Source organism: Arthrobacter sp. 10L430 (assembly GCF_056395245.1).
In genome coordinates, this window is record NZ_JBFTJD010000005.1 from 338,534 (window position 1) to 363,762 (window position 25,229).

General features: G+C 65.3%; 20 protein-coding genes and 2 tRNA genes. 8 read left to right on the forward strand and 14 right to left on the reverse strand.

What is annotated here, in order from left to right; all coding sequences use genetic code 11:
- Complete coding sequence (ileS, locus tag AC1DDG_RS08080; RefSeq protein ID WP_476875624.1) at positions 1-3,327, reverse strand: isoleucine--tRNA ligase; 3,327 nt, start codon at positions 3,325-3,327, stop codon at positions 1-3.
- Between the two features lie 407 nt (positions 3,328-3,734).
- On the opposite strand from ileS, the gene AC1DDG_RS08085 reads away from it, so the two are divergent.
- Positions 3,735-4,856 (forward strand): endonuclease/exonuclease/phosphatase family protein, encoded by a 1,122-nt coding sequence (locus AC1DDG_RS08085; RefSeq protein ID WP_476875625.1) that lies wholly within the window; start codon positions 3,735-3,737, stop codon positions 4,854-4,856.
- A 57-nt stretch (positions 4,857-4,913) separates the two neighbouring features.
- Here the strand turns inward: AC1DDG_RS08085 and AC1DDG_RS08090 are convergent, their stop codons facing one another.
- On the reverse strand, positions 4,914-5,675 hold the full coding sequence (locus AC1DDG_RS08090) for an SDR family oxidoreductase (RefSeq protein ID WP_476875626.1): 762 nt from the start codon (positions 5,673-5,675) through the stop codon (positions 4,914-4,916).
- A 31-nt stretch (positions 5,676-5,706) separates the two neighbouring features.
- Positions 5,707-6,075, reverse strand: coding sequence for a DUF488 domain-containing protein (locus AC1DDG_RS08095; RefSeq protein ID WP_230119731.1), 369 nt, complete (start codon positions 6,073-6,075; stop codon positions 5,707-5,709).
- A gap of 74 nt (positions 6,076-6,149) precedes the next feature.
- On the opposite strand from AC1DDG_RS08095, the gene valS reads away from it, so the two are divergent.
- The gene (gene valS, locus AC1DDG_RS08100) at positions 6,150-8,771 is read left to right on the forward strand and encodes a valine--tRNA ligase (protein WP_476875627.1); all 2,622 of its coding nucleotides are present in this window, start codon (positions 6,150-6,152) and stop codon (positions 8,769-8,771) included.
- Positions 8,772-9,114: 343 nt separating this feature from the next.
- Here the strand turns inward: valS and AC1DDG_RS08105 are convergent, their stop codons facing one another.
- From AC1DDG_RS08105 to AC1DDG_RS08130, 6 genes are all read right to left on the reverse strand, one after another.
- Positions 9,115-9,729 (reverse strand): mycothiol-dependent nitroreductase Rv2466c family protein, encoded by a 615-nt coding sequence (locus AC1DDG_RS08105; RefSeq protein WP_476875628.1) that lies wholly within the window; start codon positions 9,727-9,729, stop codon positions 9,115-9,117.
- A gap of 67 nt (positions 9,730-9,796) precedes the next feature.
- Positions 9,797-11,086 carry an ATP-dependent Clp protease ATP-binding subunit ClpX gene (gene clpX, locus AC1DDG_RS08110; RefSeq protein ID WP_230119728.1) on the reverse strand — a complete coding sequence of 430 codons (1,290 nt, stop codon included), beginning with the start codon at positions 11,084-11,086 and terminating at the stop codon, positions 9,797-9,799.
- Between the two features lie 183 nt (positions 11,087-11,269).
- On the reverse strand, positions 11,270-11,929 hold the full coding sequence (locus AC1DDG_RS08115) for an ATP-dependent Clp protease proteolytic subunit (RefSeq protein WP_230119727.1): 660 nt from the start codon (positions 11,927-11,929) through the stop codon (positions 11,270-11,272).
- A 38-nt stretch (positions 11,930-11,967) separates the two neighbouring features.
- Positions 11,968-12,564, reverse strand: coding sequence for an ATP-dependent Clp protease proteolytic subunit (locus AC1DDG_RS08120; protein ID WP_230119726.1), 597 nt, complete (start codon positions 12,562-12,564; stop codon positions 11,968-11,970).
- Between the two features lie 254 nt (positions 12,565-12,818).
- Positions 12,819-14,201: a trigger factor gene (gene tig, locus AC1DDG_RS08125; protein WP_476875629.1), complete on the reverse strand. Its 1,383-nt coding sequence runs from the start codon at positions 14,199-14,201 to the stop codon at positions 12,819-12,821.
- 79 nt (positions 14,202-14,280) lie between these two features.
- Positions 14,281-14,355 (reverse strand) — tRNA-Pro (locus AC1DDG_RS08130).
- A gap of 133 nt (positions 14,356-14,488) precedes the next feature.
- Between AC1DDG_RS08130 and AC1DDG_RS08135 the strand changes: the two genes are divergently transcribed.
- Positions 14,489-14,559, forward strand: a tRNA-Gly gene (locus tag AC1DDG_RS08135).
- A gap of 102 nt (positions 14,560-14,661) precedes the next feature.
- Here the strand turns inward: AC1DDG_RS08135 and AC1DDG_RS08140 are convergent.
- From AC1DDG_RS08140 to AC1DDG_RS08150, 3 genes are all read right to left on the reverse strand, one after another.
- The gene (locus tag AC1DDG_RS08140) at positions 14,662-15,597 is read right to left on the reverse strand and encodes an Fpg/Nei family DNA glycosylase (protein ID WP_476875630.1); all 936 of its coding nucleotides are present in this window, start codon (positions 15,595-15,597) and stop codon (positions 14,662-14,664) included.
- Positions 15,597-16,091 carry a ribose-5-phosphate isomerase gene (locus AC1DDG_RS08145; protein WP_476875631.1) on the reverse strand — a complete coding sequence of 165 codons (495 nt, stop codon included), beginning with the start codon at positions 16,089-16,091 and terminating at the stop codon, positions 15,597-15,599. The genes AC1DDG_RS08140 and AC1DDG_RS08145 overlap by 1 nt, the downstream gene beginning before the upstream one ends.
- Before the next feature lie 104 nt (positions 16,092-16,195).
- The gene (locus AC1DDG_RS08150; RefSeq protein WP_476875632.1) at positions 16,196-17,212 is read right to left on the reverse strand and encodes a hypothetical protein; all 1,017 of its coding nucleotides are present in this window, start codon (positions 17,210-17,212) and stop codon (positions 16,196-16,198) included.
- A gap of 134 nt (positions 17,213-17,346) precedes the next feature.
- Between AC1DDG_RS08150 and pepN the strand changes: the two genes are divergently transcribed.
- From pepN to AC1DDG_RS08170, 4 genes are all read left to right on the forward strand, one after another.
- Positions 17,347-19,899: an aminopeptidase N gene (gene pepN / locus AC1DDG_RS08155; RefSeq protein WP_476875633.1), complete on the forward strand. Its 2,553-nt coding sequence runs from the start codon at positions 17,347-17,349 to the stop codon at positions 19,897-19,899.
- Positions 19,900-19,930: 31 nt separating this feature from the next.
- Positions 19,931-20,410, forward strand: coding sequence for an OsmC family protein (locus tag AC1DDG_RS08160; RefSeq protein WP_476875634.1), 480 nt, complete (start codon positions 19,931-19,933; stop codon positions 20,408-20,410).
- 106 nt (positions 20,411-20,516) lie between these two features.
- Complete coding sequence (locus tag AC1DDG_RS08165; protein WP_230119719.1) at positions 20,517-21,188, forward strand: mechanosensitive ion channel family protein; 672 nt, start codon at positions 20,517-20,519, stop codon at positions 21,186-21,188.
- 2 nt (positions 21,189-21,190) lie between these two features.
- Entirely contained in the window at positions 21,191-21,649 is a 459-nt protein-coding gene (locus AC1DDG_RS08170; RefSeq protein WP_290369779.1) for a globin, read from the forward strand.
- Positions 21,650-21,706: 57 nt separating this feature from the next.
- Here AC1DDG_RS08170 and AC1DDG_RS08175 read toward each other — a convergent pair whose 3' ends face one another.
- Positions 21,707-22,369 (reverse strand): DUF8185 domain-containing protein, encoded by a 663-nt coding sequence (locus AC1DDG_RS08175; protein ID WP_476875635.1) that lies wholly within the window; start codon positions 22,367-22,369, stop codon positions 21,707-21,709.
- A gap of 63 nt (positions 22,370-22,432) precedes the next feature.
- On the opposite strand from AC1DDG_RS08175, the gene AC1DDG_RS08180 reads away from it, so the two are divergent.
- Positions 22,433-23,404, forward strand: a complete 972-nt coding sequence (locus tag AC1DDG_RS08180; protein WP_476875636.1) for an acyl-CoA thioesterase — start codon at positions 22,433-22,435, stop codon at positions 23,402-23,404.
- 115 nt (positions 23,405-23,519) lie between these two features.
- Here the strand turns inward: AC1DDG_RS08180 and ettA are convergent, their stop codons facing one another.
- Complete coding sequence (gene ettA, locus AC1DDG_RS08185; RefSeq protein ID WP_230119716.1) at positions 23,520-25,202, reverse strand: energy-dependent translational throttle protein EttA; 1,683 nt, start codon at positions 25,200-25,202, stop codon at positions 23,520-23,522.
- Positions 25,203-25,229 lie beyond the last annotated feature (27 nt).

Genomic DNA, 25,229 nt, shown 5'->3' on the forward strand with positions numbered 1-25,229 from the left:
TCAGGCCTCTGCTTTTTCGACGGTGATGAGGGGTTCCCCTGAGCCGGCCGGAACGGTGTCCAGCGCCAGGGTCAGGGTTTCGGTCTTGACGAGTTCGGCGTTGGCCAGCAGGGCGTCCACCACGTTCTGTGCCGCGGTGACCGTGGTCCGGATCCGGTCGCTCACGTTGAGTCCGGCGTCCTTGCGTGCCTGCTGGATGGCGCGCACCATGTCCCGCGCCAGCCCTTCGGCCTCAAGCTCGGGGGTGACCTCGGTGTTGAGCACCACGAAGCCTCCGGTGGGCAATACTGCGACGGCAGAAGATGCGGAGCCGGGACCGCCGTCGGACTCGGCAACCACCGTCTCCAGCGAGTATTCCTGCGGCTCCAGCTCGAGTCCGCCTGCGGTCACCACGCCGGAGTCCGAAACCGACCAGTCCCCGGATTTGGACCCCTTGATGGCCTGCTGGACGTTCTTGCCGAGGCGTGGGCCCGCCGCCCGGGCGTTGACCACGAGCTTCTGCTCGATGCCGAACTCCTCCGGAGAGGCGCTGGCGGCATCCAGCAGGCGCACAGAGCGCAGGTTCAGTTCATCAGCGACGACGGCAGCGAACCCGCCCAGCGCATCCGCCCCCGGTGCCACCACCGTGAGTTCCTGCAGCGGCAGGCGGACGCGGAGGTTCGCGGCCTTGCGCAGGGAGGAACCGGTGGAGCAGATCTGCTGGACGCGGTTCATCGCCTCGACCAGACCGGCATTGGCCGGGAACAGATCGGCGTCCGGCCAGTCGGCCAGGTGCACGGAGCGGCCGCCGGTGAGTCCGCGCCAGATTTCCTCCGAGACCAGCGGCAACAGCGAAGCTGAGACGCGGCAGACCGCCTCCAGCGCCGTGTACAGCGCATCGAAGGCGTCGGCGTTCTCGTCGAAGAAGCGCTGGCGGCTGCGGCGGACGTACCAGTTGGTGAGCATGTCCAGGTAGCTGCGCAGCTCGTCGCAGGCGCCGGAGATGTCATAACTGTCCAGCTGGGCGGTCATGTTGCGGACCAGGTCGCCGGTGTTGGCCAGCAGGTACTGGTCCAGGGTGTCGGAGTAGCCGTCGTAGCGGAGCTGGGCGTCGTAGCCGTCCCCGCCCTTGGCCGCGTTGGTGTACAGGGTGAAGAAGCTGTACACGTTCCACAGCGGCAGGATGACCTGCCGGACGCCGTCGCGGATCCCCTGTTCGGTGACCACGAGGTTGCCGCCGCGCAGGATGGGGCTGGACATGAGGAACCAGCGCATGGCGTCGGAGCCGTCGCGGTCCAGGACCTCGGACACGTCCGGGTAGTTGCGCAGGCTCTTGGACATCTTCTGACCGTCGGAGCCCAGCACGATGCCGTGGCTGATCACGTTCCGGAAGGCAGGACGGTCAAACAGCGCCGTGGACAGGATGTGCAGCATGTAGAACCAGCCGCGCGTCTGCCCGATGTACTCCACGATGAAGTCCGCGGGGTTGTGGGTGTCGAACCACGCCTCGTTCTGGAACGGGTAGTGGACCTGGCCGTACGGCATGGAGCCGGAGTCGAACCAGACGTCCAGCACGTCCTCGACGCGGCGCATCACGGACTGGCCCTCGTCGGGGGTGCGGGGGTCGTCCGGGTTAGGGCGGGTCAGTTCGTCGATGAACGGCCGGTGCAGGTCGACCTGGCCGTCCTTGTTCAGCGGGAGCCGGCCGAAGTCGGCCTCGATTTCGGCGAGGGAACCGTAGACGTCGGTGCGCGGGTACTCCGGGTCGGTGGACTGCCACACCGGGATCGGGCTGCCCCAGTAGCGGTTGCGGCTGATGGACCAGTCGCGGGCGTTTGCTAGCCACTTGCCGAACTGGCCGTCCTTGACGTTGCCCGGGATCCAGTTGATCTCCTGGTTCAGCTCGGACATGCGGTCGCGGAACTTGGTGACCTCCACATACCAGGAGGACACGGCCCGGTAGATCAACGGGTTGCGGCAGCGCCAGCAGTGCGGGTAGCTGTGCTCGTAGCTGGCCTGGCGGACCAGCCGTCCCTGGGCGCGCAGCACCTGGGTGATGGGCTTGTTGGCCTCGAAGACCTGCAGCCCCGCGATGTCGTGCAGGGCGCCGTGCTTGAACAGCGGCAGGAACTTGGCGCCTTCGTCCACGGACAGGACCACGGGGATGCCCGCTTCCTCGCAGACCTTCTGGTCGTCCTCACCGTAGGCGGGTGCCTGGTGGACGATGCCCGTGCCGTCCGTGGTTGTGACGTAGTCGGCCACAAGGATCCGCCAGGCGTTCTCGGTGCCGAACTTTTCGGTGTCGCTGAAGTCGTGCCACAACGGCTCGTACTCGAGGCCCTCCAGCTCCGCGCCCGTGTGGGTTGATGTGACGGCGGCGGCCGCGGCAGCACCGTCGTCGTACCCCAGATCCTTAGCGTAGGTCCCGAGCAAATCTTCGGCGAGCAGGAACCTGCCGGTGACCGGCGCCTCCGGGGAGGCGGCCTTGACGCCGTTGGGGCCGGCGGGCAGCACGGCGTACGTGATGGCAGGCCCGACGGCGAGCGCCAGGTTGGTGGGCAGCGTCCAGGGGGTGGTGGTCCAGGCGAGCGCCTGGACTCCGGCAAGCTGCCGGGAGAGCCCGGAGTCCCCCGCCGTGATGGGGAAGGTCACCGTGACGGTCTGGTCCTGGCGGTTCTTGTAGACATCGTCATCCATGCGCAGCTCATGGTTGGACAGCGGCGTCTCGTCCTTCCAGCAATACGGCAGCACACGGTAGCCGTTGTAGGTCAGGCCCTTCTCGTGCAGCTGCTTGAAGGCCCACAGCACCGACTCCATGTACTCGACGTTGAGCGTCTTGTAGTCGTTGTCGAAGTCGACCCAGCGCGCCTGCCGGGTGACATACGCCTTCCACTCGTTGGCGTACTTCATCACCGACGCGCGGCAGGCGTCATTGAACTTGTCGATGCCCATGGCTTCGATCTGGGTCTTGTCCGTCATGCCGAGCTGTTTCATGGCTTCCAGCTCGGCGGGCAGCCCGTGGGTGTCCCAGCCGAAGCGTCGCTCGACCCGCTTGCCGCGCTGGGTCTGGTACCGGCCCACGAGGTCTTTGGCGTAGCCGGTCAGCAAATGGCCGTAGTGCGGCAGGCCGTTGGCGAAGGGAGGGCCGTCGTAGAAGACGAATTCGTTGCTGCCGGACGTTCCGCCGGGAAGGTCCGGATGGCGCTGGTCGATGCTTGCCTGGAAGGTGCCGTCCTCATCCCAGTACTTGAGGATGCGCTCCTCGATCTCCGGAAACTTCACGGAGGCAGACACGCCGGAGGTGTTGGCGCCTGACGGTGCGGCAGAGGCCTTGGGGTAATAGGTCATCTCGACATCCTGGGTTGAGCTGGTGAACAAGTGGATCATTCAGGATGCGAGGACGGCCCGTACGCCGTTGTCCCGTGTCACTGTCCAGTGTCACTGCCCAACGATGCCGGCACCGCGGTACCACCTCACTTACCGGCACTGGGACTGGCCCTCAAAGGAGCTGTTCCGGCGCCGGCCGCTCATTACTGCTGTGACGGGCTTACCCGTCCGGTTCTACTGGCCTGCACGGTTGGTTCATGAGTTCGGTCATTTCATGATTACCGGGCCGGGGTTCTTCCGGAAGCTCACCGGTGATGGCCGGGTCAAAGCTGTTGGCACCAGTCTAACGGCTGTGCTCCCGGACGCCATAACCGAGGGGACCCTCCAGAACGGGCGTCAAGCGCTGCTTCCTCCCTAGACTCGATGCCATGACAGTCCCAGCCCCGTCGTCCTCGGAACGAGGCCGTGCTTCCTCGAAACCCCCGGGATCCCCGCAATCCGCCACTTCGAGCCACGGCAGGGGTTTCGCGTGGCGGCTGCTGGCATTCGCCGTCCTTGTGCCTGTGGCGTCCTTGTCGATCTTCCGGGCCGTCCCCGCGCAATGGCCGACGCCCGTGGTCCAGCTGCTGTCTTTCACGCCCTGGATGGTGGTTCCCGCCGTCCTGGCTCTGGGGCTGGCGCTGGCCGGCCGCCGGGTGTGGGTCAACGCCGCGGCCGCGGTGCTGCTGGCCGCCCAGCTGTTCTGGCTCTTTCCCCTGGACGCCGGGCGCTCCCTGCCGGGTCAGTCCGCCGCCGCCACGTCATTGACGGCAATGAACATCAACTCCGAATTCGGCCAGGCCGATGCGGCGGAGATCGTCCGCCTGGTCCGGGAGAACGGCGTCGATCTGCTCACGGTTCAGGAACACACCCAGGACCTTGAGGACAGGCTGGCATCCGAGGGGCTGGGAAGCCTGTTGCCCCACAGGATCAGCAGTCCAACGGACGACGGCGCCGGGAGCGCGATCTATTCTGTCCATCCAATGCATGCCCTGGGGGTGTTGCCTGACACGCCGTTCCAAATGCCTACGGTCCGGCTGGCGATCGAGGACGCCGGCCGCACAAGCAAGCTCGACGTCACGAACGTGCACGCGCTGCCGCCGGTGGACGTCCGCGTTGCCCAATGGCGCAGCGACCTGGCGGCACTCGGGCGGCTCGCTGCGCAGGATCGTCCGGCTGCGGGGACGGCCGCGCATGGGAGTCTTGCCGGACTGCCGGCCAACCGCCTGCTGATCGGAGACTTCAACGCCACCTACGACCATTCCGAGTTCCGGGCGGTGCTCGACGGCGGCGCCAACGGCTCCGGATTGAAGTTAGTTGACGTGGGAACCGCCGCAGGCCTGCGGCTGGTCCCCACGTGGCCGATGGAAGGCATGCCCCTGCCCGGGATCACCATCGACCACCTCGTCACGAGCCCGCAGATCGCCAGTTCCGGCTATGCCGTGCACCGGATCCCGGGAACGGACCACGCCGCGGTTTTGGCCACGCTCAGGATCCCGGCAGCGGGCTAGGCCCGGGGCAGCTTCATGCCGTATACGCCCATCAACCCCAAGTGAACCGTCAGGTGTTCAGGCCTGCTTGCGGATCAGCTTGTGGTTGGCCGCCTGCGCGACCGGACGGATCACGATCTGGTCCAGGTTCACGTGGTGCGGTGCGCAGACGGCGTAGCGCACCACGTCCGCCACATCGGCGGCCGTCAGTGGGTTTTCCACGCCCTGATAGACCTTTTGGGCGGCTTGCGCGTCGCCCAGCCTGTTGAGGGCGAATTCCTCGGTCTGGACGAGCCCCGGGGCAACCTCGATCACGCGGACATTGTTTTCGGCTTCCTCAAGGCGAAGCGCTCCGGTCATGGCGTGCTGGGCGAACTTGGCGGCGTTGTATCCGGCGCCGCCCTCGTAGGCCACGAGCCCCGCTGTGGACGTCAGGTTCAGGACAGTGCCCTCACCGTTTTCGCGCAGCATCGGGAGGAAGGCGCGAGTGAGTTTCATGGTCCCCAGGACGTTCACCCGGTACATCCACTCCCAGTCATCGGTCTGGGCCTGCCCCACCGGATCCGCACCGCGGGCTCCGCCGGCGATATTGACCAGGGTGTCGATGCCGCCTGCGGCGGTCACCTCGGCCAGGAGCCTGGCAACGTCACCGTCTTCGGCGATGTCAGCCGGAATTCCGACGGCACCCGTCTCAGCTTCCAGCGCGGCCAGCCGCTCCTGGCGCCGGGCAACGGCATAAACCGTCCACCCCTCGGCCCTCAGCGCCCGGACGGTCGCCTCGCCGATGCCGGTGCTTGCACCTGTGACGACAGCTGCTTTGTTCTTCGATACCTCAGTCATGGCACCACCCTAACGGCATTCGGAGCATGCCTCAGCCGCGTCTCGCCTGTAGGAACTCCAGCAGCACCCGGGCGTGGTTCACTTCCGGATCCCGCGCACCGTAGAGCAGCGTCACCCTCGTGTGGCCGCGGGCCAGGTCCAGCAGCTGCCCCACCGCGGGGTTCTGTTCGAGTTCCGCTTCATACTGCGCCCGGAAGTCGGCGAAACGCTCCTGCATGTGGGCGAATTCCTGCCGGAGGGGCGGGGAGGGCGCGATTTCCTTGAGCCACAGCTCAAGACGGGCGCGTTCCTTACTGACCCCGCGCGGCCAGAGCCTGTCCACCAAAACCCGGCAGCCGTCGTCGTCCGCGGGGTCCTCGTAAATGCGCTTGATCACAAAAGGACCGTCTGCATTCTCCATAGGCGGCATGCTACTGCAGGTTCACCGGGTGGTTTGCTGCAGGCTCCCGCCCAAGGTCATGAAACAATTGGCCCATGGCTGAATCAACGCAGGGTACAGACACGCCCGCCACCGCCCCCATCAACGTTCCCGACAAGCCGGCCCTTGAAGGCCTTGAGGCTGCCCTGACGCAGCGCTGGCTGGACGAAGGAACCTACAAGTTCAACCCGGACACCACCCGGGAGCAGGTCTACTCGATCGACACTCCCCCGCCCACGGCATCGGGGTCCCTCCACGTGGGCCACATGTTCTCCTTTACGCAGACCGACGTCCAGGCCCGCTACATGCGCATGACCGGCAAGAACGTCTTCTACCCGATGGGCTGGGACGACAACGGCCTGCCCACCGAGCGCCGCGTGCAGAACTACTACGGCGTCCGCTGCGATCCAGCCATCCCCTACAACGCCGACTACCGGCCGCCGGCACAGGCTGCCAAGAACCAGCGCGACTTCGACGTCGTGTCCCGGCAGAACTTCATCGAGCTCTGTGAGGAACTCGCCGTTGAGGACGAGAAGGTTTTCGAGAACCTGTTCCAGACCCTCGGCCTGTCCGTCGATTGGGACCTCACGTACCGCACCATCGACGACACCTCCCGTGCCGTGTCCCAGCGTGCCTTCCTCAAGAACCTGGCTGCCGGCGATGCCTACATGGCCGAGGCACCCACCCTCTGGGACGTCACGTTCCGCACCGCCGTCGCCCAGGCGGAGCTTGAGGACCGCGAAGTTGCCGGCGCCTACTACCGCTACCCGTTCTTTACTGAAAACGGCGAAAAGATCTACATCGAGACCACCCGCCCCGAGCTGCTCGCCGCCTGCGCGGCGCTCGTGGCAAACCCTGACGACGAACGGTACCAGCCGCTGTTCGGCAAGAAGGTCACGTCTCCCCTTTTCGGCGTCGAGCTTGAGGTCAAGGCCCACCCGCTGGCCAAGGCCGACAAGGGCTCCGGCATCGCCATGGTGTGCACGTTCGGTGACCTCACCGACGTCACCTGGTGGCGGGAACTCCAGCTGCCCACCCGCGCCATTGTTGGCCGCGACGGACGCATCATCGGCGAAACGCCCGAGTGGATCACCACGGAAGAGGGCCGGCAAGCTTTCGCCGCCATCGCCGGCAAGACCGTCTTCAGCGCCAAGGAAGCCGTGGTGGAGCTCCTCGCTGCGGCCGAACTGCTCGACGGCGAGCCGAAGAAGATCATGCACCCGGTCAACTTCTTCGAAAAGGGCGACAAGCCCCTTGAGGTAGTAACCTCCCGCCAGTGGTACATCCGCAACGGCGGCCGCGACGAGGACCGCCGCGAACGCCTGATCCGGCGCGGTCACGAGATCGAGTTCCACCCGGCCTTCATGCGCTCACGCTACGAGAACTGGATTTCCGGCCTCAACGGCGACTGGCTGGTGTCCCGGCAGCGCTTCTTCGGCGTGCCCGTGCCTGTCTGGTATCCCCTGGACGCGGACGGGAACCCGGACTACGACGCCCCCGTCGTGCCCGCCGACGAGCAGCTTCCCGTGGATCCCGCCGCGGACGCGGCCCCCGGCTACGACGAAGCACAGCGCGACGTTCCGGGCGGTTTCACCGGTGACGCCGACGTCCTGGACACCTGGGCCACGTCTTCCCTGACGCCGCATATAGTTGGCGGCTGGAGCCGGGACGAGGAGCTCTTCGCCAAGGTCTTCCCGTTCGACCTCCGCCCGCAGGGCCACGACATCATCCGCACCTGGCTGTTCTCGTCAGCGGTGCGCGCAGACGCCCTGCAGGACACGGCCCCCTGGAAGCATGCGGCCATCTCCGGCTGGATCCTGGACCCGGACCGCAAGAAGATGTCCAAGTCCAAGGGCAACGTGGTGGTGCCCACGGACGTGCTCAACGAGTTCGGCTCCGACGCTGTCCGCTACTGGGCCAGCTCGGCCAAGCTCGGCGCGGACACGGCGTATGAAATTGCGCAGATGAAGATCGGCCGCCGCCTGGCCATCAAGCTGCTCAACGCCTCCAAGTTCGTCCTGAACCTGGGCGCGACGGAAAACTCGGTGGTAACGGACGACCACGCGGTTCTCACCAACCCGCTTGACCGCGCCGTCCTGGCCCAGCTCTCCGACGTCGTGGCGCAGTCCACCAAGGCCTTTGAGAACTACGACTACGCCCGGGCACTGCAGATCACGGAGAGCTTCTTCTGGCAGTTCACCGATGATTACGTGGAGCTCATCAAGGACCGCGCCTACGGGGCCGCGGGTGAAACAGAGCAGGCCTCAGTGCTCGCCGCGCTGGCCACCAGCCTGGACACCCTGCTCAGGCTCTTCGCGCCATTCCTGCCGTTCGCCACCGAGGAAGTCTGGAGCTGGTGGCGAAACGCCTCAGTACACCGCGCTGAATGGCCTGCGGCGCTTGAGGTCGCGGACGGAGACACCACGCTGCTCGCGACGGTGGGCCTGGCCCTGAGCGGCATCCGGAAGGCGAAGTCGGAGGCCAAGGTCAAGCAGCGCACCGAGGTTCTGTCTGCCACCATCACGGCCACCGAATCCCTCACCACACAGCTCAAGGCAGGTCTGGCTGATCTGAAGGCGGCCTCCAACGCCCGCGAAATCACGCTGATAGCGGGTGACGGCGAACTGAGTGTCAGCGACGTGGTGCTGGTTCCAGCCGAGGAGACCGGGCCGGCCTGACCGGATTGCACGCCCGCTAAAAGTTTCCGGGCAAAGGGGAAGCCCCATCAGCGTTTTGCCGTTGGTGGGGCTTCGACTTTCGGCCATCTGGTGACATCTATGACGGTCTGGCAAGATCCTCAGAAGTTTCAGGTCTTCCTACCTTGTCACTGGTAGCCATCATCTGACTTTGCCGAAGGCTGCGTCGGATGAGTGTCACTGAATCTTTGGTTCCTGCGTCCCTTTTCTTTCGAATTGGGTAAGAACCATTGTTGTCCCCCTCATTTGGATGCGCAAGAGCCCCGGGAGAACTACTCGCATGTAGTTCTCCCGGGGCTCTTTGTCCCTTCAACCAGGCACCCGGCTAGTCGAAGGCGGGGCTTTCGGTGCGGCTGCGCTTGATCTCGAAGAAGTGCGGGAACGAGGCCAGTGTGACCGCGGCGTCCCACAGCCGGCCGGCCTCTTCGCCGCGCGGAATGCGGGTCAGGACGGGGCCGAAAAACGCCGTGCCGTTGAACGCCACCACGGGTGTCCCGACGTCCTGGCCCACCAGGGAAATGCCCTGTTCGTGGCTCGCCCGCAGCTGGGGGTCATACGCGTCGGACTCTGCAGCCTGGGCCAGATCCGCCGGCAGACCGCAGTCGGCGAGGGCCTTGCTGATGACAATCGAGAAATCCTTCTGGCCGCCGTCGTGGATCTGCGTGCCCATGGCGTCGTAGAGGTCCTTGACCACTCGGTCGCCGTGCTGTTCCTGCGCGGCGATGATCACGCGGACGGGTCCCCACGCCTTGTCCATGGCTTCCCGGTACTTGGGCTCCAGGTCCCGGCCCTCGTTCAGCACGGAGAGGCTCATGACGTGCCATTCCGTGGTGATGTCGCGGACATCTTCCACCTCACCGATCCAGCGCGAGGTGATCCAGGCGAAGGGGCACAGGGGGTCGAACCAAAAATCAGCTTTGTTGGCAGCGGTTTCAGACACAGCGAATCTCCTCGAAAAGTCATCAGGGTGTTGCGTACCCAGGGCACGCTTAGGCGACAGCGAAGATCTAGGCGGATTTATTCCGGCGTTTCGCGACGACGTCGTGCGCAATCATGGTGGGCTGCGCCTTCTTGGCTACAACGTCCGCCGTGATCACAACGCTGGCGATATCGTCGCGGCTGGGCAGATCGAACATCACCGGCAGGAGGACTTCCTCCATGATGGCGCGTAGTCCGCGCGCACCGGTCCCGCGCTCGAGCGCCTGGTCTGCAATCACGTCCAGGGCGGCGTCGTCGAACACGAGTTCAACACCGTCCAGCTGGAACATCTTCTGGTACTGCTTCACCAGGGCATTCTTGGGAGTGGAGAGGATCTGGATCAGCGCGGGACGGTCCAGATTCGAGACTGTGGTGATCACCGGGAGGCGGCCGATGAATTCCGGGATGAGGCCGAATTTGAGCAGGTCCTCCGGCATCACTTCGCCGTACGAGTCAGTGGTGTTCTTGACCTCGTTCAGCGGCGCCCCGAAACCGATGCCCTTGCGGCCGGACCGGGAGCCGATGATGTCCTCCAGGCCGGCAAAGGCGCCAGCCACGATGAACAGCACGTTGGTGGTGTCGATCTGGATGAATTCCTGGTGCGGGTGCTTGCGGCCGCCCTGCGGCGGAACGGAGGCCACTGTGCCCTCGAGGATCTTGAGCAGCGCCTGCTGCACGCCCTCACCCGAGACGTCGCGGGTAATGGACGGGTTCTCACTCTTGCGCGAGATCTTGTCGATCTCGTCGATGTAGATGATGCCCTGCTCAGCCTTCTTGACGTCGTAGTCCGCTGCCTGGATGAGCTTCAGCAGGATGTTTTCGACGTCCTCGCCCACGTACCCGGCTTCGGTCAAGGCAGTTGCATCGGCCACGGCGAAGGGGACGTTGAGGCGGCGGGCGAGGGTCTGCGCGAGGTAGGTCTTGCCGCAGCCGGTGGGGCCGATCAGGAGGATGTTGGATTTGGAGATCTCGACGTCGTCATGGTGGACACCGTCCGCCAGGCTGCCGCTCTTGGGAGCGTGGCCGGCCTGGATCCGCTTGTAGTGGTTGTAGACGGCGACGGCGAGGGACCGCTTTGCGGGTTCCTGGCCGATGACATATTCCTGGAGGAAATCGAATATCTCCCGGGGCTTGGGCAGTTCAAAACTGCCCAGATCGGCTACTTCTGCGAGTTCCTCTTCAATGATCTCGTTGCAGAGTTCAATGCACTCGTCGCAGATATACACGCCGGGCCCGGCAATGAGCTTGCGCACCTGCTTCTGGCTCTTTCCGCAGAAAGAGCACTTGAGCAGATCCGTGCTCTCGCCAATCCGAGCCATATGTGAACCCCTTAGTATCTTGCTGCGAGTGCAGCCTTGCACCGGTTGCTTGAATCACGGTCACCCGTCGCGGTCTGGCCGTGATTACATCCACTCTAGGTCACATTCGGCCCAAGAGGGTGAAACCGGACGCCGGTGCGGTCCAAAAAAACTGAACCACACCGGCGCCGGGGACAGCCGCTTCTACCTTGCAATCGCCTGCGGCTTGATCTTGCGGGAATCCAGCACCTGGTCAATGAGGCCATAGTTCATGGCCTCGGCCGCGGTCAGGATCTTGTCCCGCTCGATGTCGTTGTTGACCTGCTCCGGCGTCCGGCCGGAGTGCTTGGCCAGCGTGTCTTCCAGCCACGACCGCATCCGCATGACCTCGGCCGCCTGGATCTCCAGGTCAGAGGCCTGGCCTCCCTGGCCGCCGGACAGCGAGGGCTGGTGGATCAGCACGCGGGCGTTGGGCAGTGCGAGACGCTTTCCGGGCGTTCCTGCAGCGAGGAGGACGGCTGCGGCGCTGGCCGCCTGGCCCAGGCAGACGGTCTGGATTTCCGGACGGATGTACGTCATGGTGTCGTAAATCGCGGTCATGGCAGTGAAGGAGCCGCCCGGCGAGTTGATGTACAGGGTGATGTCACGGTCCGGGTCGGTGGACTCCAGCACCAGCAACTGAGCCATGACGTCGTCGGCGGACGCGTCATCGACCTGGACGCCGAGGAAGATGATGCGGTCCTCGAAGAGCTTGGTATACGGGTCCTGGCGCTTGAAGCCGTAGGGCGTGCGCTCTTCAAATTGGGGCAGCACGTAGCGGCTGGTCGGCAGGTTGCCGGCAGTCGAGCCGAAGTTGTAGTTCATGTTCTTTACTCCTGGATTCAATTCGCTCTGCGTGCCGGTTAGTTCTGGGCAGTTCCGCCGCCACCGGCTACAGAGCCGGCGTGGGCGGAGATCTTGTCAAAGAAGCCGTATTCCAGTGCTTCGGTTGCGGTGAACCACTTGTCGCGGTCGTTGTCCTTGAGGATGGTGTCCACCGTCTGGCCGGTCTGCTCCGCAGTCAGTTCGGCCATGACCTTCTTCATGTGCAGGATCAGTTCGGCCTGGATCTTGATGTCGGAGGCCGTGCCGCCGATGCCGCCGGACGGCTGGTGCATCAGGATGCGGGCGTTCGGCGTGGCGTAACGCTTGCCCTTAGTGCCGGAGGACAGCAGGAACTGGCCCATGGAGGCAGCAAGCCCGGTGGCCACGGTGACGACGTCGTTCGGGATGAACTGCATGGTGTCGTAGATCGCCATACCGGCCGTGACGGAGCCGCCGGGAGAGTTGATGTAAAGGTAGATGTCCTTGTTCGGATCCTCTGCCGACAGGAGCAGCAGCTGCGAGCAGATCGCGTTCGCGTTTTCATCGCGGACCTCGGAGCCAAGCCAGATGATGCGCTCTTTCAGCAGTCGGTTGTAGATGTAGTTGTCCTGGGCTGCCGGATCGACAGTTGCCATGCGGGGCGCCCCTGCTTGCTGTGACATAAGTACTTACCTCTCGCTGGTGACGGTGACATCACTGAACTTCACTACTTGGACACTAACTGCTTTCGCAGCGGTTTTGTTCGTCGGAATCGCGCTGTTCGCTGACGGCGCACGACTGCCGCGGGCGGCTGAGGCGGCGCCTTCCGCCGGCCATGGAGGTTAAACACAGCAGCCCCCGGATCCGCGGATCCGGGGGCTGCCGTCAAGCTGTCAGTGCGACTTAGCTGCTAGAACTTCACAGCCGCGGGATCGTCGCTGGCGACGACCTCGGCTGCATCGTCAGCAGCTTCTTCTTCGGCGGCCACGGCCTCGTCCTCGCCGGCAGGACGGACGAAGTCGCTCAGGTCAACCTTGTTGCCCTCGGAGTCCGTGACCTCTGCCTGGCCGAGCACGACGGCCAGTGCCTTGCGGCGGCGGACCTCGGACACCATCATGGGGACCTGGCCGCTCTGATCGATGATCTGGGCGAACTGGTTCGGGTCCATGCCGTACTGGCTGGCAGTGGTGACGATGTAGTCGATCAGCTCGTTCTGGCTGACGCCCACTTCCTCTTTCTCGGCGATGGCATCGAGGATGATTTCGTTCTGGAAGGCGCGCTCCGTGTTGGCCTTGACCTCGGCGCGGTGCTCCTCGGTGTCATGCTCGCCTTCACCGTGGGCGTTCTCGGCGTTGAAGTGCTGCTCGAGCTGCTCTTCAACAACGGATTCCGGGACGGGAACCTGCACGAGCTCAACAAGCTTGTCCAGGACCTTGTCGCGGGCTTCGACGCCCTGCTCGACGACCTTGGAGTCCGCAGCCTGCTTGGCAAGGTCCTCACGCAGCTCGGCAAGGGTGTCGAACTCGGATGCCAGCTGGGCGAAGTCGTCGTTTGCCTCGGGCAGCTCGCGCTCCTTGACGGACTTGACCACTACCTTGACCTGGGCGGCTTCGCCGGCGTGGTCGCCACCTACGAGGGTGGTGTCGAAGATGGCGTCCTCATCGGCACTCAGGCCGGTGACTGCTTCGTCCATGCCCTCGAGCATGGTGCCGGCGCCAACCTGGTAGGACAGACCGGAAGCGGAGTCCACCTCTGCGCCGTCGATGGTGGCCGTGATGTCGATGGTGAGGAAGTCGCCGTCGGCCGCCGGGCGGTCCACGGACTTCAGCGTGCCGAAGCGGCCGCGCAGCTCATCCAGAGCCTTGTCGACGTCGGCGTCGGAGGACTCTGCTGCAGCCACCTCAACCTTGATGCCTGCGTATTCCGGGAGTTCGATCTCCGGGCGGACGTCAACCTCGGCGTGGAACTTGAGTTCACCGTCCGTTGCCGACGGGTCCGGAACCTCGGTGATCTCAACTTCGGGGCGGCTCAGCGGACGGATGCCCGATTCCTGGACGGCGGCCTGGTACCAGCCGTTGAGGCCCTCGTTGATGGCGGTCTCCAGCACGTAGCCGCGGCCAACGCGCTGGTCGATCAGCTTGGAGGGAACCTTGCCCTTACGGAAGCCAGGGACCTGGATCTGGGAAGCAACAGTCTTGTATGCCTCTTCGATGCTGGGCTTCAATTCCTCAAAGGGGACCTCAACATTGAGCTTGACCCGCGTGGGGGTGAGGTTCTCGACAGCGCTCTTCACAGTCTAAGTACTCCTGATTTGTTGGATGGGGTTCTGCAAACGCGATTCTCTGCCCAGGCCATCGGCCCGGGCCGCAGAGTCGGGGTGACAGGATTTGAACCTGCGACTTCCTGCTCCCAAAGCAGGCGCTCTAGCCAAGCTGAGCTACACCCCGTAATGCACAGGACAGTCTACGTTCATACCCGCCGGCTTTGCACATTTGACACGTGGGGCATGAATTAGGTTTAGTTATATCCGGCTTCAACAGCCAGCCCGAAGATCCGCAGTTGCGACAACTGCCTTCTTTCGGGGACGTAGCTTAATGGTAAAGCCTCAGTCTTCCAAACTGATTACGCGGGTTCGATTCCCGTCGTCCCCTCGGCGAAGGGCCCCTCGGTGAGGGGCCCTTTTTTGTGCCCGCATTCGTTCCCGGATCTGCTGCAACGGAGGCTGTGGCCGGCCGTTCAGCCGGACCGTCTGCTCACGCCGAGCTTTGGCACAGCGGGCACCAGTAGAGCTTGCGGGCGGCATGCTCTGCGAGAGCCACCGGAGTGCCGCACACCCGGCACGGCTGCCCATGCCGCCGGTAGACGAAATGTGCTTCCTCCGTGGGCGGCAGCGAGGTCTTATCGCTCCAGAAGCCGGGGGTTGTGGTGATGATCCGGCCATCGCGGACGCCGTCGGACATCACGGCGGCTGTGTCATCCCAGATGCGGCCTGCAACGGCGGCCGTGAGCGCCCGGCCCGGGAGCAGGGGGTCAAGCCGCTGGCGGAAGAGCACCTCGGCCCGGTACACATTCCCGACGCCGGCAATCACCTTCTGGTCCATCAGCAGCGTCGCCACCGGCGTTCTGCGCCCCAGAACCCGCTGGATGAAGTCTTCACGGTTGACGTTCACTTCATTCAGCGGAAACGGAGTGTGCAGCGGATCCGGATTGTGAAGCGGATCGGGGCCGAGCCTCCCGAGGACCGCCGCCGCTTCATCCTCCGTGATGGCCGCACACGTGGTGGCGCCGCGCAAATCTGCCCAGCCGTGTTCGCCTGCCAGCCGCACCCGCACGGCACCCACAGGCGCCGGCGGGCCGGCGTACGCGGGCATGTCCACGCCGGTTTCGCCGGCCACCTCACGCTCCCCCACCCTGCGGGGCGCGCCGATGCTGGAAGCACCGCGGAACTCGCCGTCGCCGCCGAAGTCCCAGGCGCCGTAGAGTCCCAGGTGGACGTGCAGCACCATTCCGTGCTCGAAGTGCAGGAACAGGTGCTTCCCGTGAGCGTCGGCGTTGACCAGAGTGTGGCCGTTAAGCAGAGCCGCGCCCGCGGCGAAGCGGCCCTGGGGGCTGGAGACGGCGAGCCGTCCGCCAGCGAATACGTCACCGAACTGGCGGGCCAGCCGGTGGATGGAATGCCCCTCGGGCACTACTCGATGACCTCGCCGCTGGTTTCGTAGGCGGCGATCTTACCGATGCGGCGGATGTGGCGCTCGTCGTTGCTGAAGGGTTCCTCCAGGAATGCCTCGATCAGGGCGGTGGCCTCGTCCACGCTGTGCTGCCGTCCCCCAACGGCGACGACGTTGGCGTCGTTGTGCTGCCGGGCCAGGGTGGCCGTGGAATGGTTCCAGGCAAGGGCAGCGCGGACACCCCTGACCTTGTTCGCAGCGATCTGTTCGCCGTTTCCGGAGCCGCCCAGCACGATGCCGAGGGAGTGGACTCCCGCCGCTTGGTCCGCCACGACAGCGAGCGCCGCGTTGATGCAGAACGACGGGTAGTCGTCCAGTGCGTCGTATTCCTTCGGCCCGTGGTCCACCACGTCGTAACCCTTGGCCGACAGGTGGCTGACCAGGTGGGCGCTCAGCTCCATGCCGGCGTGGTCGGTGGCGATGTGGACCCGCGGGAATGCAGGAGTTGTGGTCACGGTGGCTTCCGTTCAGTCATGAGCACCGGGGCGCGGCCGGGCTGGTACAGGTCAAATCAACAGGTCCAAGAGTACTAGGTCCGGTTCCCGTGATGTCGTGCAAATTACGCGCCGACATCGCCCTGGGAAGGAGAGCGGCCCTCGCGCCGGGCACGCGCGGCCACGCGCGTCAGTACTTCAGCGAGGCGCTCTGCCGAGGCAGGGTTTCCGCCACTCACCGCCAGCCGGTGGCCGTCGGTCTTGCGGACCACGACGGCGGGCCCGCTGCTCACGAGCACAGCTGCTGTTCCGCCGTGGTGGCGGTAGCCCCAGCCGCCGTAGTCGGCGGCGCGGACGTCCGCCGGAGCCGCCGCCGAGATGGCCTCCGCCGGAATGTTCACCACCCTCAGTATTCCGGCAACGAAAACCCGCAGCCCGCTGCGGTCAGCGGTGACTCGGGCGAAGAGGAAGGCGGCGCCGACAAGGGCCGCAGCAACCAACAGCGCACCCAGCCAGGGAACGGCAATCGAAACAAGGGACGCCGGGAACAGGCTGGCGATACCGATCATGACAAAGACAGAGCTGCGGGCGTGCACCCATAGCCTGATCGAATCGGTGGCCAACTCGGGGTCGAGCTCAAGCTCCAGGGCGTGCCGGAGGGCCCGGTCGTCCTCCGGCGTCCACTGCTGGTCCGCCTTGAAAACGAATCCCAGGATGACGCCGAGCGAAAGAGCGGCGCCGCTGCCCATGGCCAGCACGATGAGGTCCACCCGGGATTCCCGGGCGTCGGCCAGGCCCGCCTGTCCCACCAGGCCGGCGGCCAGGACGCTCGTCACGAACAGGCTCACCGTCAGGCCGGCCCCCATCATGATGCGGCGCATCACCGTGGGCCGGGAAACAGGGACAGCCTGCAGGAGAACGAGCCAGCCGACGGCCACGATCATCGCGGCCCCGACCCCCACGTAGGCGGCAAACGGCGCAAAGCTGATCCCGCCGTCGTCGTTCCAGCGGACCGCCAGCGGTTCCGGAAGGTCGGGACGCAGAAATGCGGCGCTCAGCGCAAAGGCAGCCGCAAGCAGGACGGGAAACCCTATTGCGAAGCGCAGCGCTTTGATGTCCACCGAATCGAGGAACTTTCCCATGCCTTAACGCTACCCCTGCGGCGCCGCCGGGACCGGGAAAGTGATCCACGCAACTTGCCAAAGGACCGGGAAATGAAACAATGGCTTCACAGTAACGACCCACCACCCCCCCAGGAGGCCCAACCTTGCCAGGAATGAACCTGACGCGCGCCGAAGCACGTGAGCGCGCCGATCTGATCGCCGTCGAGTCCTACGATGTCCGCCTGGACCTGACCAGGGGCGGGAAGGTCTTCGGCTCCACCACCACCGTAAAGTTCAGCGCTGCCCCCGGGTCCTCCAGCTTCATTGACGCCGTGACCGAGACCGTTCACAGCGTGACCCTGAATGGCCGCGCACTGGACCCTGCGGCGGTGTCCGACGGCATCCGCATCCGGCTGGCGGACCTCTCCGCGCAAAACGAGCTCACCGTGGTGGCGGACACCCCCTACATGAACACCGGAGAGGGGCTCCACCGTTTCGTTGATCCCGTGGACGGCGAGGTCTACCTCTACACGCAGTTCGAGGTGCCGGACTCGCGCCGCATGTTCGCCGTGTTCGAGCAGCCGGACCTCAAGGCGACGTTCAAGTTCACAGTGACGGCACCGTCACACTGGGACGTCGTCTCCAACTCCCCCACGCCGTCGCCGGTGGAAACTTCGCCCGGAGCAGACGGCGGCGCCCGCTCGGTCTGGGAATTCACCCCCACGCCGCGGCTCTCCTCCTACGTGACAGCCCTGATCGCCGGGCCGTACCAGTCGGTGCGCAGCGACGCCACGGGATCCGACGGCCGCGTCATTCCGCTCGGCGTGTTCGCCCGGAAGTCTTTGATGCAGTACCTGGACGCTGACAACATCTTTGAACTGACCCGCCAGGGGTTTGAGTTCTTCGAGGCGCAGTTCGGCTGCCCGTACCCGTTTGAAAAGTACGACCAGCTGTTCGTGCCGGAGTTCAACGCCGGCGCCATGGAGAATGCCGGGGCCGTGACCATCCTGGAGGGCTACGTCTTCCGCGGGAAGGTCCCCGAAGCGCAGGTGGAGCGCCGCGCCATCACGGTCCTGCACGAGCTGGCGCACATGTGGTTCGGCGACCTCGTCACCATGCGCTGGTGGAATGACCTCTGGCTCAATGAATCCTTTGCCGAATACATGTCCCACCTCGCCGCCGTGGAGAACACCAAGTTCCAGAGCGCATGGACCACCTTCGCGTCGGTGGAAAAGTCGTGGGCCTACCGCCAGGACCAGCTCCCCACCACACACCCGATCTTCGCCGAGATCAACGACCTTCAGGACGTGGAGGTCAACTTCGACGGCATCACCTACGCCAAAGGTGCTTCCGTGCTGCGGCAGCTGGTGGCATGGGTGGGCCCGGAGCAGTTCATGTCCGGTGTCAGGGAGTACTTCGCCAAGCATGCCTGGGGCAACACCGAGCTGGGCGACCTGATGAGTGAACTGGAGAAAGCAAGTGGACGTGACCTGGACCAATGGGGCCGCCTCTGGCTCGAAACCGCAGGGGTGAACACGCTCCAGCCCGAACTGACAGTGGACGCGGACGGCACCATCACCGGTTTCGCCATCCTGCAGTCAGCCGTTGCCGCGCAGCCGACCCTCCGCCCGCACCGGCTCGCCGTGGGTTTCTACGACGTCACAGACGACGGCAAGCTGGAGCGCGTCCACCGCGAGGAGCTCGACATCGACGGCGAACGCACCGAGGTGGCAGCGCTGGCGGGGCTGCGGCGGCCGGACCTCATCCTGCTCAACGACGACGACCTCGCCTACGCCAAGGTCCGGCTGGACGAAAAATCGCTGGCCACGGCCAAGTCGCACCTGAAGGACTTCCGGGAGAGCCTCCCCCGCACGCTCGTCTGGGGATCGGCCTGGGACGCTGCCCGCGACGGCGAGACGCCAGCGCGCGGCTACGTGGACCTGATCCTGGCCAACATCGCCTCTGAAAGTGACTCGTCGGTGATCCTTGTGCAGCTGCGTCAGCTGGCCACCACGCTTACTTTCTACGTGGCCGGGGAACACCGTGAGGCCACCATCGTGGCAGCCGGAGACCGGCTCTGGGATCTCGCCTCGACGGTGCCGGGCGGATCCGATGCCCAGCTCCAGTTCATCAAGTCCTACGCTCTGCTGGCCCGAAGCGAACAGCAGCTGGACGCGGTTGCCGGGCTGCTGGACGGCTCCGCCTCGCTGCCCGGGCTGACGGTGGACCAGGACCTGCGGTGGGAACTCCTGGCAGCACTCGTGGTGGGCGGACGGATGGGCCAGGAGCAGATCGACGCCGAGCTGCAGCGGGACAACACCTCCAGCGGCCAGAACGCGGCCGCGCTGGCCAAGGCTGCCATCCCCACCCCCGAGGCCAAGGCGGCGGCCTGGGAATCCATCGTGGAAAAGGGCGAGCTGTCCAACGCCATTCAGGCCTCGGCCGTCGCCGGCTTCACGCGGGTGCTGGACACGGACCTGCTTGAGCCCTATGCCGGGAAGTACTTCGACGCCGTACCGGGGATTGTCGCCCAGCGGACCAACGCACTGGCCCAGCAGATCGTCGTCGGGCTTTACCCGGCACAGCTGACCACCCAGGCCACCGTGGACCGGACGGACGAGTTCCTCGCGGCGCTTCCCGAGGACAGCGGGGCGCTGCGCCGCATGATGCTGGAAAACCGCGACGGCGTTGCCCGGGCCTTGCGGGCACGTGCAGCTGACGTCTAGGCGACGGCCCGCAGGCATCTAAACTGGCGGCATGGCCCTTGACGAGCATCACTATTCGCTGACTGTTCGATGGACCGGCAACCTCGGAAGCGGCACGTCGTCGTATCGGGAGTATTCCCGGGACCACGACGTCGAGATTCCCGGGCTGCCGGTCCTCAAGGGCTCGGCCGACCCCACATTCCACGGCGACCGCTCGCGGTACAACCCGGAGCAGCTGCTGCTCACGGCGCTGGCGCAGTGCCACATGCTGTCCTTCCTGCACGTCGCGGTGCGGCACGGCGTCGTCGTCCTGTCCTATGAGGACAATGCCTCCGGCCTCATGCGCGTCAACCGCGACGGAAGCGGCCAGTTCGAAAACGTGACGCTCCGTCCGCGTGTGGAAGTGGCTGATCCTGTCCACGTGGGGCTCGCCGAGGAGATGCACCGGCAGGCCAACCAGCTTTGTTTCATCGCCCGCAGCGTAAATTTCCCCGTAATCCACGTTCCCGATACCACAGCGGCGGGAAGCTAGCCACCGGCATACCCCGCTAGGCTTAAAAGGGAACGAGTCCAGCCGCCGCGAACGCCGGCGGGGAAATCCGGCTGGCGCCGGAGAGCAACAAGGAGCATCCCTGCAGATGTACAGCATGTTTACAACGCCTTCGGCCTCGCTGGAACCCACCGGGTTCGACGTCGCCGGAATCGCGATCAGCCTCGGCGCGGGCATCATCCTGTGGCTGCTGGCAAGCTTCGTGATCTCACGGATCACCAAGCGGGTCGCCAGCGGAACAGCGCTGTTCAAGAAGCCCCACTTCAAGTGGGTCGCCCCCGCGCTGCGGGCCCTGGACCATGAGCGGCGGGTCCAGCGGGCCAACACCATAGGATCTCTGCTGAACAGTGTGGTGGGGGTGGTCATCGCGGTCATCACCAGCATCTACGTGCTCAAGAATCTCGACGTCGACGTGGCGCCGCTGCTGACCAGCGTCGGTATCCTCGGTATCGCCATCGGCTTTGGCGCGCAGCAGCTGATCCGCGACTTCCTGGCCGGCATCTTCATCACGATCGAGGACCAGTACGGGATCGGCGACATCATCGAGACCAGCGAAGTCGTGGGCGTCGTGGAGTCGATTGGCCTGAGGATTACCCGCGTCCGCGACGACAATGGTGCGATCTGGTACCTGCGCAACGGTGAAATCCTCCGCGTCGGAAACCGGTCGCAGGGCAACTACGTGGCTCCCGCCGATGAGCCAGGAGACGGGCCGCTCGAGGCCGAAGCCCAGCACGGACCGCAGCAGAAGGCCGGAGAATAGCCATGACCAGTCCCACACCATCCGAACCCGGCGCGCCCAGGCAGCTGATGCGCAATGATCCCTTCAGCCAGCCGGGCTACACGGACAACTTTTTCGACGCGGTGGGCGGGCACGAAACGTTCGTAAAACTCATCGACGTGTTCTACGACGGCGTGGCAACCGATCCGCTCCTGCGTCCCATGTACCCGGAAGAGGATCTCGGCCCGGCCAAGCGGCGGTTCCTGATGTTCCTCGAGCAGTACTGGGGCGGGCCCACCACGTACGGCGAAGAACGCGGCCACCCGCGGCTGCGAATGCGCCACATACCCTTCCAGGTCACACCTGAGGCCAAGGACCGCTGGCTGCACCACATGCGCGCTGCCGTGGACGCCCTGCAGCTGCCCCCGCTGTACGAGGGAACCCTGTGGGACTACATGGAGCGTGCCGCGCTCTCCATGGTCAACAGCCCGTCAGGGTCCTAGGAACCCGCAGGCCCTGGACTGATGCACTCCCTGACTGATTCCGGCGAAGGCGGCAGGCTAGGACAGGCCGGCACCCGTCCTCGCCAGGACGTGCCCGCGGCTGCCACTGAGCCGGAACCAGCGCCCGGCACGGTAGAGGCGCTGCTCGTCGCCGCCGAGGAAGCCGAGTGCGAGTGCGGCGAAGGCCGCGCCGGCGGGAAGCCCCGACCTGCCGTCCAGCTCGCGCCCCCAGACTGCGGCGCGGGCGTTGTTGACGATAAGGGCGCCGGGCTTGTCCGGTACGATTCCGGCGACCTCGGCGATTCCCGCTTCGGCGGTCTTCCGCAGTTCGGCGTCGGGAACGGATCCGATCAGCTCCCAGCCGCTGCGGGGGGCTCCGACACCCGCCCACGATTCGGTGACGGTCGACGGCGGGACCGGCAGCTCGGCGTCGTTCTCCCCCGCCCGGGCGAGCCTGTCGAGAACGGCTGCCAGCGGCACCGTGACATCCGTGGCGGACGGCTCCGCCAGGGCCACCGTCCGCAGGCCGAGGATGGTGGGCGTGGACTCCCCCAGGATCCTGGGGCGGAGCACGCAGACGTACGCGGCGAGGACTGACCCTGCGGCCTGGAGCCGGATGGCGCCGTCGTCGATGGCCCTGGCGCGGGTGGCATACGTCCGAAGATCAGCGAGGTCGCGGGGATCGGCGAAGCGGAAGGACTGGGTGAGAAGATCAGACACATTAAGAACACTACCGGCTGAGCCTCGGTTGAGCGGTGCCGGGGCGACGTCTAGAGTCAAACCATGACTGAAGCGGACGCCGGATTGCAGGAACTGCCCACGAACGACCCCACGACGTCCCTGATCGAACTGCTTGATCTTGGCGAGCTTGAGGGCGCCCGCACCGACGAGGACATCTTCATGGGCCCGTCGCAGCGGCAGCCGCACCAGCGGGTCTTCGGCGGCCAGGTGCTGGCCCAGTCCCTCATCGCGGGGATGCGGACCGTGGACGCCGAGCGGACGGTGCACTCCATGCACGGCTATTTCCTGCGCCCCGGTGACGCCAACAAGCCCATCACCTTCGGCGTGCAGCGGCTGCGGGACGGCCGGTCCTTCTCGGCGCGCCGGGTCCACGCGTACCAGGACGGTTCGCCGATTCTGTCGATGATCGCCTCATTCCAGGCCGAGGACGAGGGCATCGAACACCAGTCGGAAATGCCCCGGGGAATTCCGGATCCGGAAACGCTCCCCAGCACCGCAGACCTCCTTGGGAAGTTCGACCACCCGGTGGCCAGGCACTGGGCGTATGAGCGTCCCTTCGATATCCGCCACGTAGACCCCGCGCTCTACGTTGCGGCCACGGGCCAGAAGGAAGCCCGCAACGCGGTCTGGATGAAGACCTTCAGCCCCATGCCGGACGACGCCAACACGCACCGTGCCGCCTTGGCCTATGCCAGCGACTACACTCTGCTCGAGTCCATTCTGCGCAAGCACGGGCTCAGCTGGATCACGCCCGGCATGAGCGTGGCCAGCCTGGACCACGCCATGTGGTGGCACCGGCCGGTGCGGGTGGACGAGTGGCTGCTGTATGTCCAGGAGTCACCGAGCGCCCAGGGGGCCCGGGGGCTCGCCACCGGCAAGATCTTTAGCCGGGAGGGGCTGCACGTGGCGTCCGTGGCCCAGGAGGGCATGGTCAGGGTGCCTACGGACCTGAAGAGCAAGGTTGCCGGCGCCTTCCAGTCCAAAGTCCTGCAGCACCAGATACGCAAAGCCTGAGCGGGACTACGGTCCTGCGGGCTGCGGCGGGCACGGCGTCGCCTCACGCGCATGCGAAAGGCCGGTTCCCTTCGGGGAACCGGCCTTTACGCTTTAACGACTAGTCGCGTATTGCTTAGTCGCGGGTGAGGCGGCGGTGCGTAACGCGGTGGGGCTTAGCGGCGTCGGGGCCGAGACGCTCCACCTTATTCTCCTCGTAGGATTCGAAGTTACCCTCGAACCAGTACCACTTGGACGGGTTCTCCTCGTCGCCTTCGTAGGCGAGGATGTGCGTGGCAACCCGGTCCAGGAACCAGCGGTCGTGCGAGACCACCACGGCGCAGCCGGGGAATTCGAGCAGCGCGTTTTCGAGGCTGCTGAGGGTTTCGACGTCGAGGTCGTTGGTCGGTTCGTCGAGGAGCAGCAGGTTGCCGCCCTGCTTGAGGGTCAGCGCGAGGTTCAGGCGGTTGCGCTCACCGCCGGAGAGCACGCCCGCTTTTTTCTGCTGGTCCGGGCCTTTGAAGCCGAAGGCGGCAACGTAGGCGCGGGACGGCATTTCAACATGGCCCACCTGGATGAAGTCCAGTCCGTCGGAAACGACCTCCCAGAGGGTCTTGTTGGGATCGATGCCGCCGCGGCTCTGGTCCGCATAGGAGATCTTGACGGAGTCACCGATCTTCAGCTCGCCGCCGTCGAGAGGCTCCAGGCCAACGATAGTCTTGAAGAGCGTCGACTTGCCGACACCGTTGGGGCCGATGACGCCGACGATGCCGTTGCGGGGCAGGGAGAAGGACAGTCCGTCGATCAGGGTGCGGTCGTCGAAGCCCTTCTGCAGGTTCTTGGCTTCCAGGACCAGTCCGCCCAGGCGGGGGCCCGGCGGGATCTGGATTTCCTCGAAGTCCAGTTTCCGCGTGCGGTCAGCCTCGGCCGCCATTTCCTCGTAGCGGGCCAGACGGGCCTTGGATTTGGTCTGACGGCCCTTGGCGTTGGAGCGGACCCATTCCAGTTCCTCGGTAAGGCGCTTGGCCTGCTTGGCGTCCTTCTTGCCCTGGACTTCGAGGCGGGCGCGCTTCTTCTCCAGGTAGGTGGAGTAGTTGCCTTCATATGGGTAGAGGTGGCCGCGGTCCACTTCAGCGATCCACTCGGCGACGTGGTCCAGGAAGTACCGGTCGTGGGTGACAGCAAGGACCGCGCCTGCATAGCTGGACAGGTGCTGTTCCAGCCAGAGCACGCTCTCGGCGTCAAGGTGGTTGGTGGGCTCGTCAAGGAGGAGCAGGTCCGGCTTCTGCAGCAGCAGCTTGCAGAGTGCCACCCGGCGGCGCTCACCGCCGGAAAGGAGGGTCACGTCAGCATCGGCCGGCGGGCACCGGAGGGCATCCATGGCCTGCTCCAGCTGGGAATCGAGGTCCCAGGCGTCGGCGGCGTCGATGGCTTCCTGCAGGTGGCCCATTTCCTCCAGCAGGGTGTCGTAGTCCGCGTCAGGGTTGGCCATCTCCTCGGAGATCTCATTGAAACGCTGGATCTTGCCGTAGATCTCGCCAACGCCTTCCTGGACGTTGCCCAGGACTGTCTTTTCCTCATTGAGCGGCGGCTCCTGGAGCAGGATGCCCACGGAGTAGCCGGGGCTCAGCCGGGCTTCACCGTTGGAGGGGGTGTCCAGGCCTGCCATGATTTTCAGGATGGTGGACTTACCGGCACCGTTGGGGCCAACAACGCCGATCTTGGCGCCCGGAAAGAAGGACATGCTTACGTCGTCGAGAATAAGTTTTTCGCCAACAGCCTTACGGGCCTTGGTCATTGTGTAGATAAATTCCGCCATGGTTCCAAATCTAGTGGGTTGACGGGT

Bases quoted from the DNA above. Each gene is read 5' to 3' on its own strand.
- clpX (WP_230119728.1), bottom strand. From the start codon at position 11,086: ATGGCTCGGATTGGCGAGAGCACGGATCTGCTCAAGTGCTCTTTCTGC.
- valS (WP_476875627.1), top strand. From the start codon at position 6,150: ATGGCTGAATCAACGCAGGGTACAGACACGCCCGCCACCGCCCCCATC.
- AC1DDG_RS08170 (WP_290369779.1), top strand. From the start codon at position 21,191: ATGACCAGTCCCACACCATCCGAACCCGGCGCGCCCAGGCAGCTGATG.
- AC1DDG_RS08165 (WP_230119719.1), top strand. From the start codon at position 20,517: ATGTACAGCATGTTTACAACGCCTTCGGCCTCGCTGGAACCCACCGGG.
- AC1DDG_RS08095 (WP_230119731.1), bottom strand. From the start codon at position 6,075: ATGGAGAATGCAGACGGTCCTTTTGTGATCAAGCGCATTTACGAGGAC.
- AC1DDG_RS08090 (WP_476875626.1), bottom strand. From the start codon at position 5,675: ATGACTGAGGTATCGAAGAACAAAGCAGCTGTCGTCACAGGTGCAAGC.
- AC1DDG_RS08160 (WP_476875634.1), top strand. From the start codon at position 19,931: ATGGCCCTTGACGAGCATCACTATTCGCTGACTGTTCGATGGACCGGC.
- AC1DDG_RS08120 (WP_230119726.1), bottom strand. From the start codon at position 12,564: ATGGCAACTGTCGATCCGGCAGCCCAGGACAACTACATCTACAACCGA.
- AC1DDG_RS08180 (WP_476875636.1), top strand. From the start codon at position 22,433: ATGACTGAAGCGGACGCCGGATTGCAGGAACTGCCCACGAACGACCCC.
- ettA (WP_230119716.1), bottom strand. From the start codon at position 25,202: ATGGCGGAATTTATCTACACAATGACCAAGGCCCGTAAGGCTGTTGGC.
- ileS (WP_476875624.1), bottom strand. From the start codon at position 3,327: ATGACCTATTACCCCAAGGCCTCTGCCGCACCGTCAGGCGCCAACACC.
- AC1DDG_RS08115 (WP_230119727.1), bottom strand. From the start codon at position 11,929: ATGAACTACAACTTCGGCTCGACTGCCGGCAACCTGCCGACCAGCCGC.
- AC1DDG_RS08085 (WP_476875625.1), top strand. From the start codon at position 3,735: ATGACAGTCCCAGCCCCGTCGTCCTCGGAACGAGGCCGTGCTTCCTCG.
- pepN (WP_476875633.1), top strand. From the start codon at position 17,347: ATGAACCTGACGCGCGCCGAAGCACGTGAGCGCGCCGATCTGATCGCC.
- AC1DDG_RS08150 (WP_476875632.1), bottom strand. From the start codon at position 17,212: ATGGGAAAGTTCCTCGATTCGGTGGACATCAAAGCGCTGCGCTTCGCA.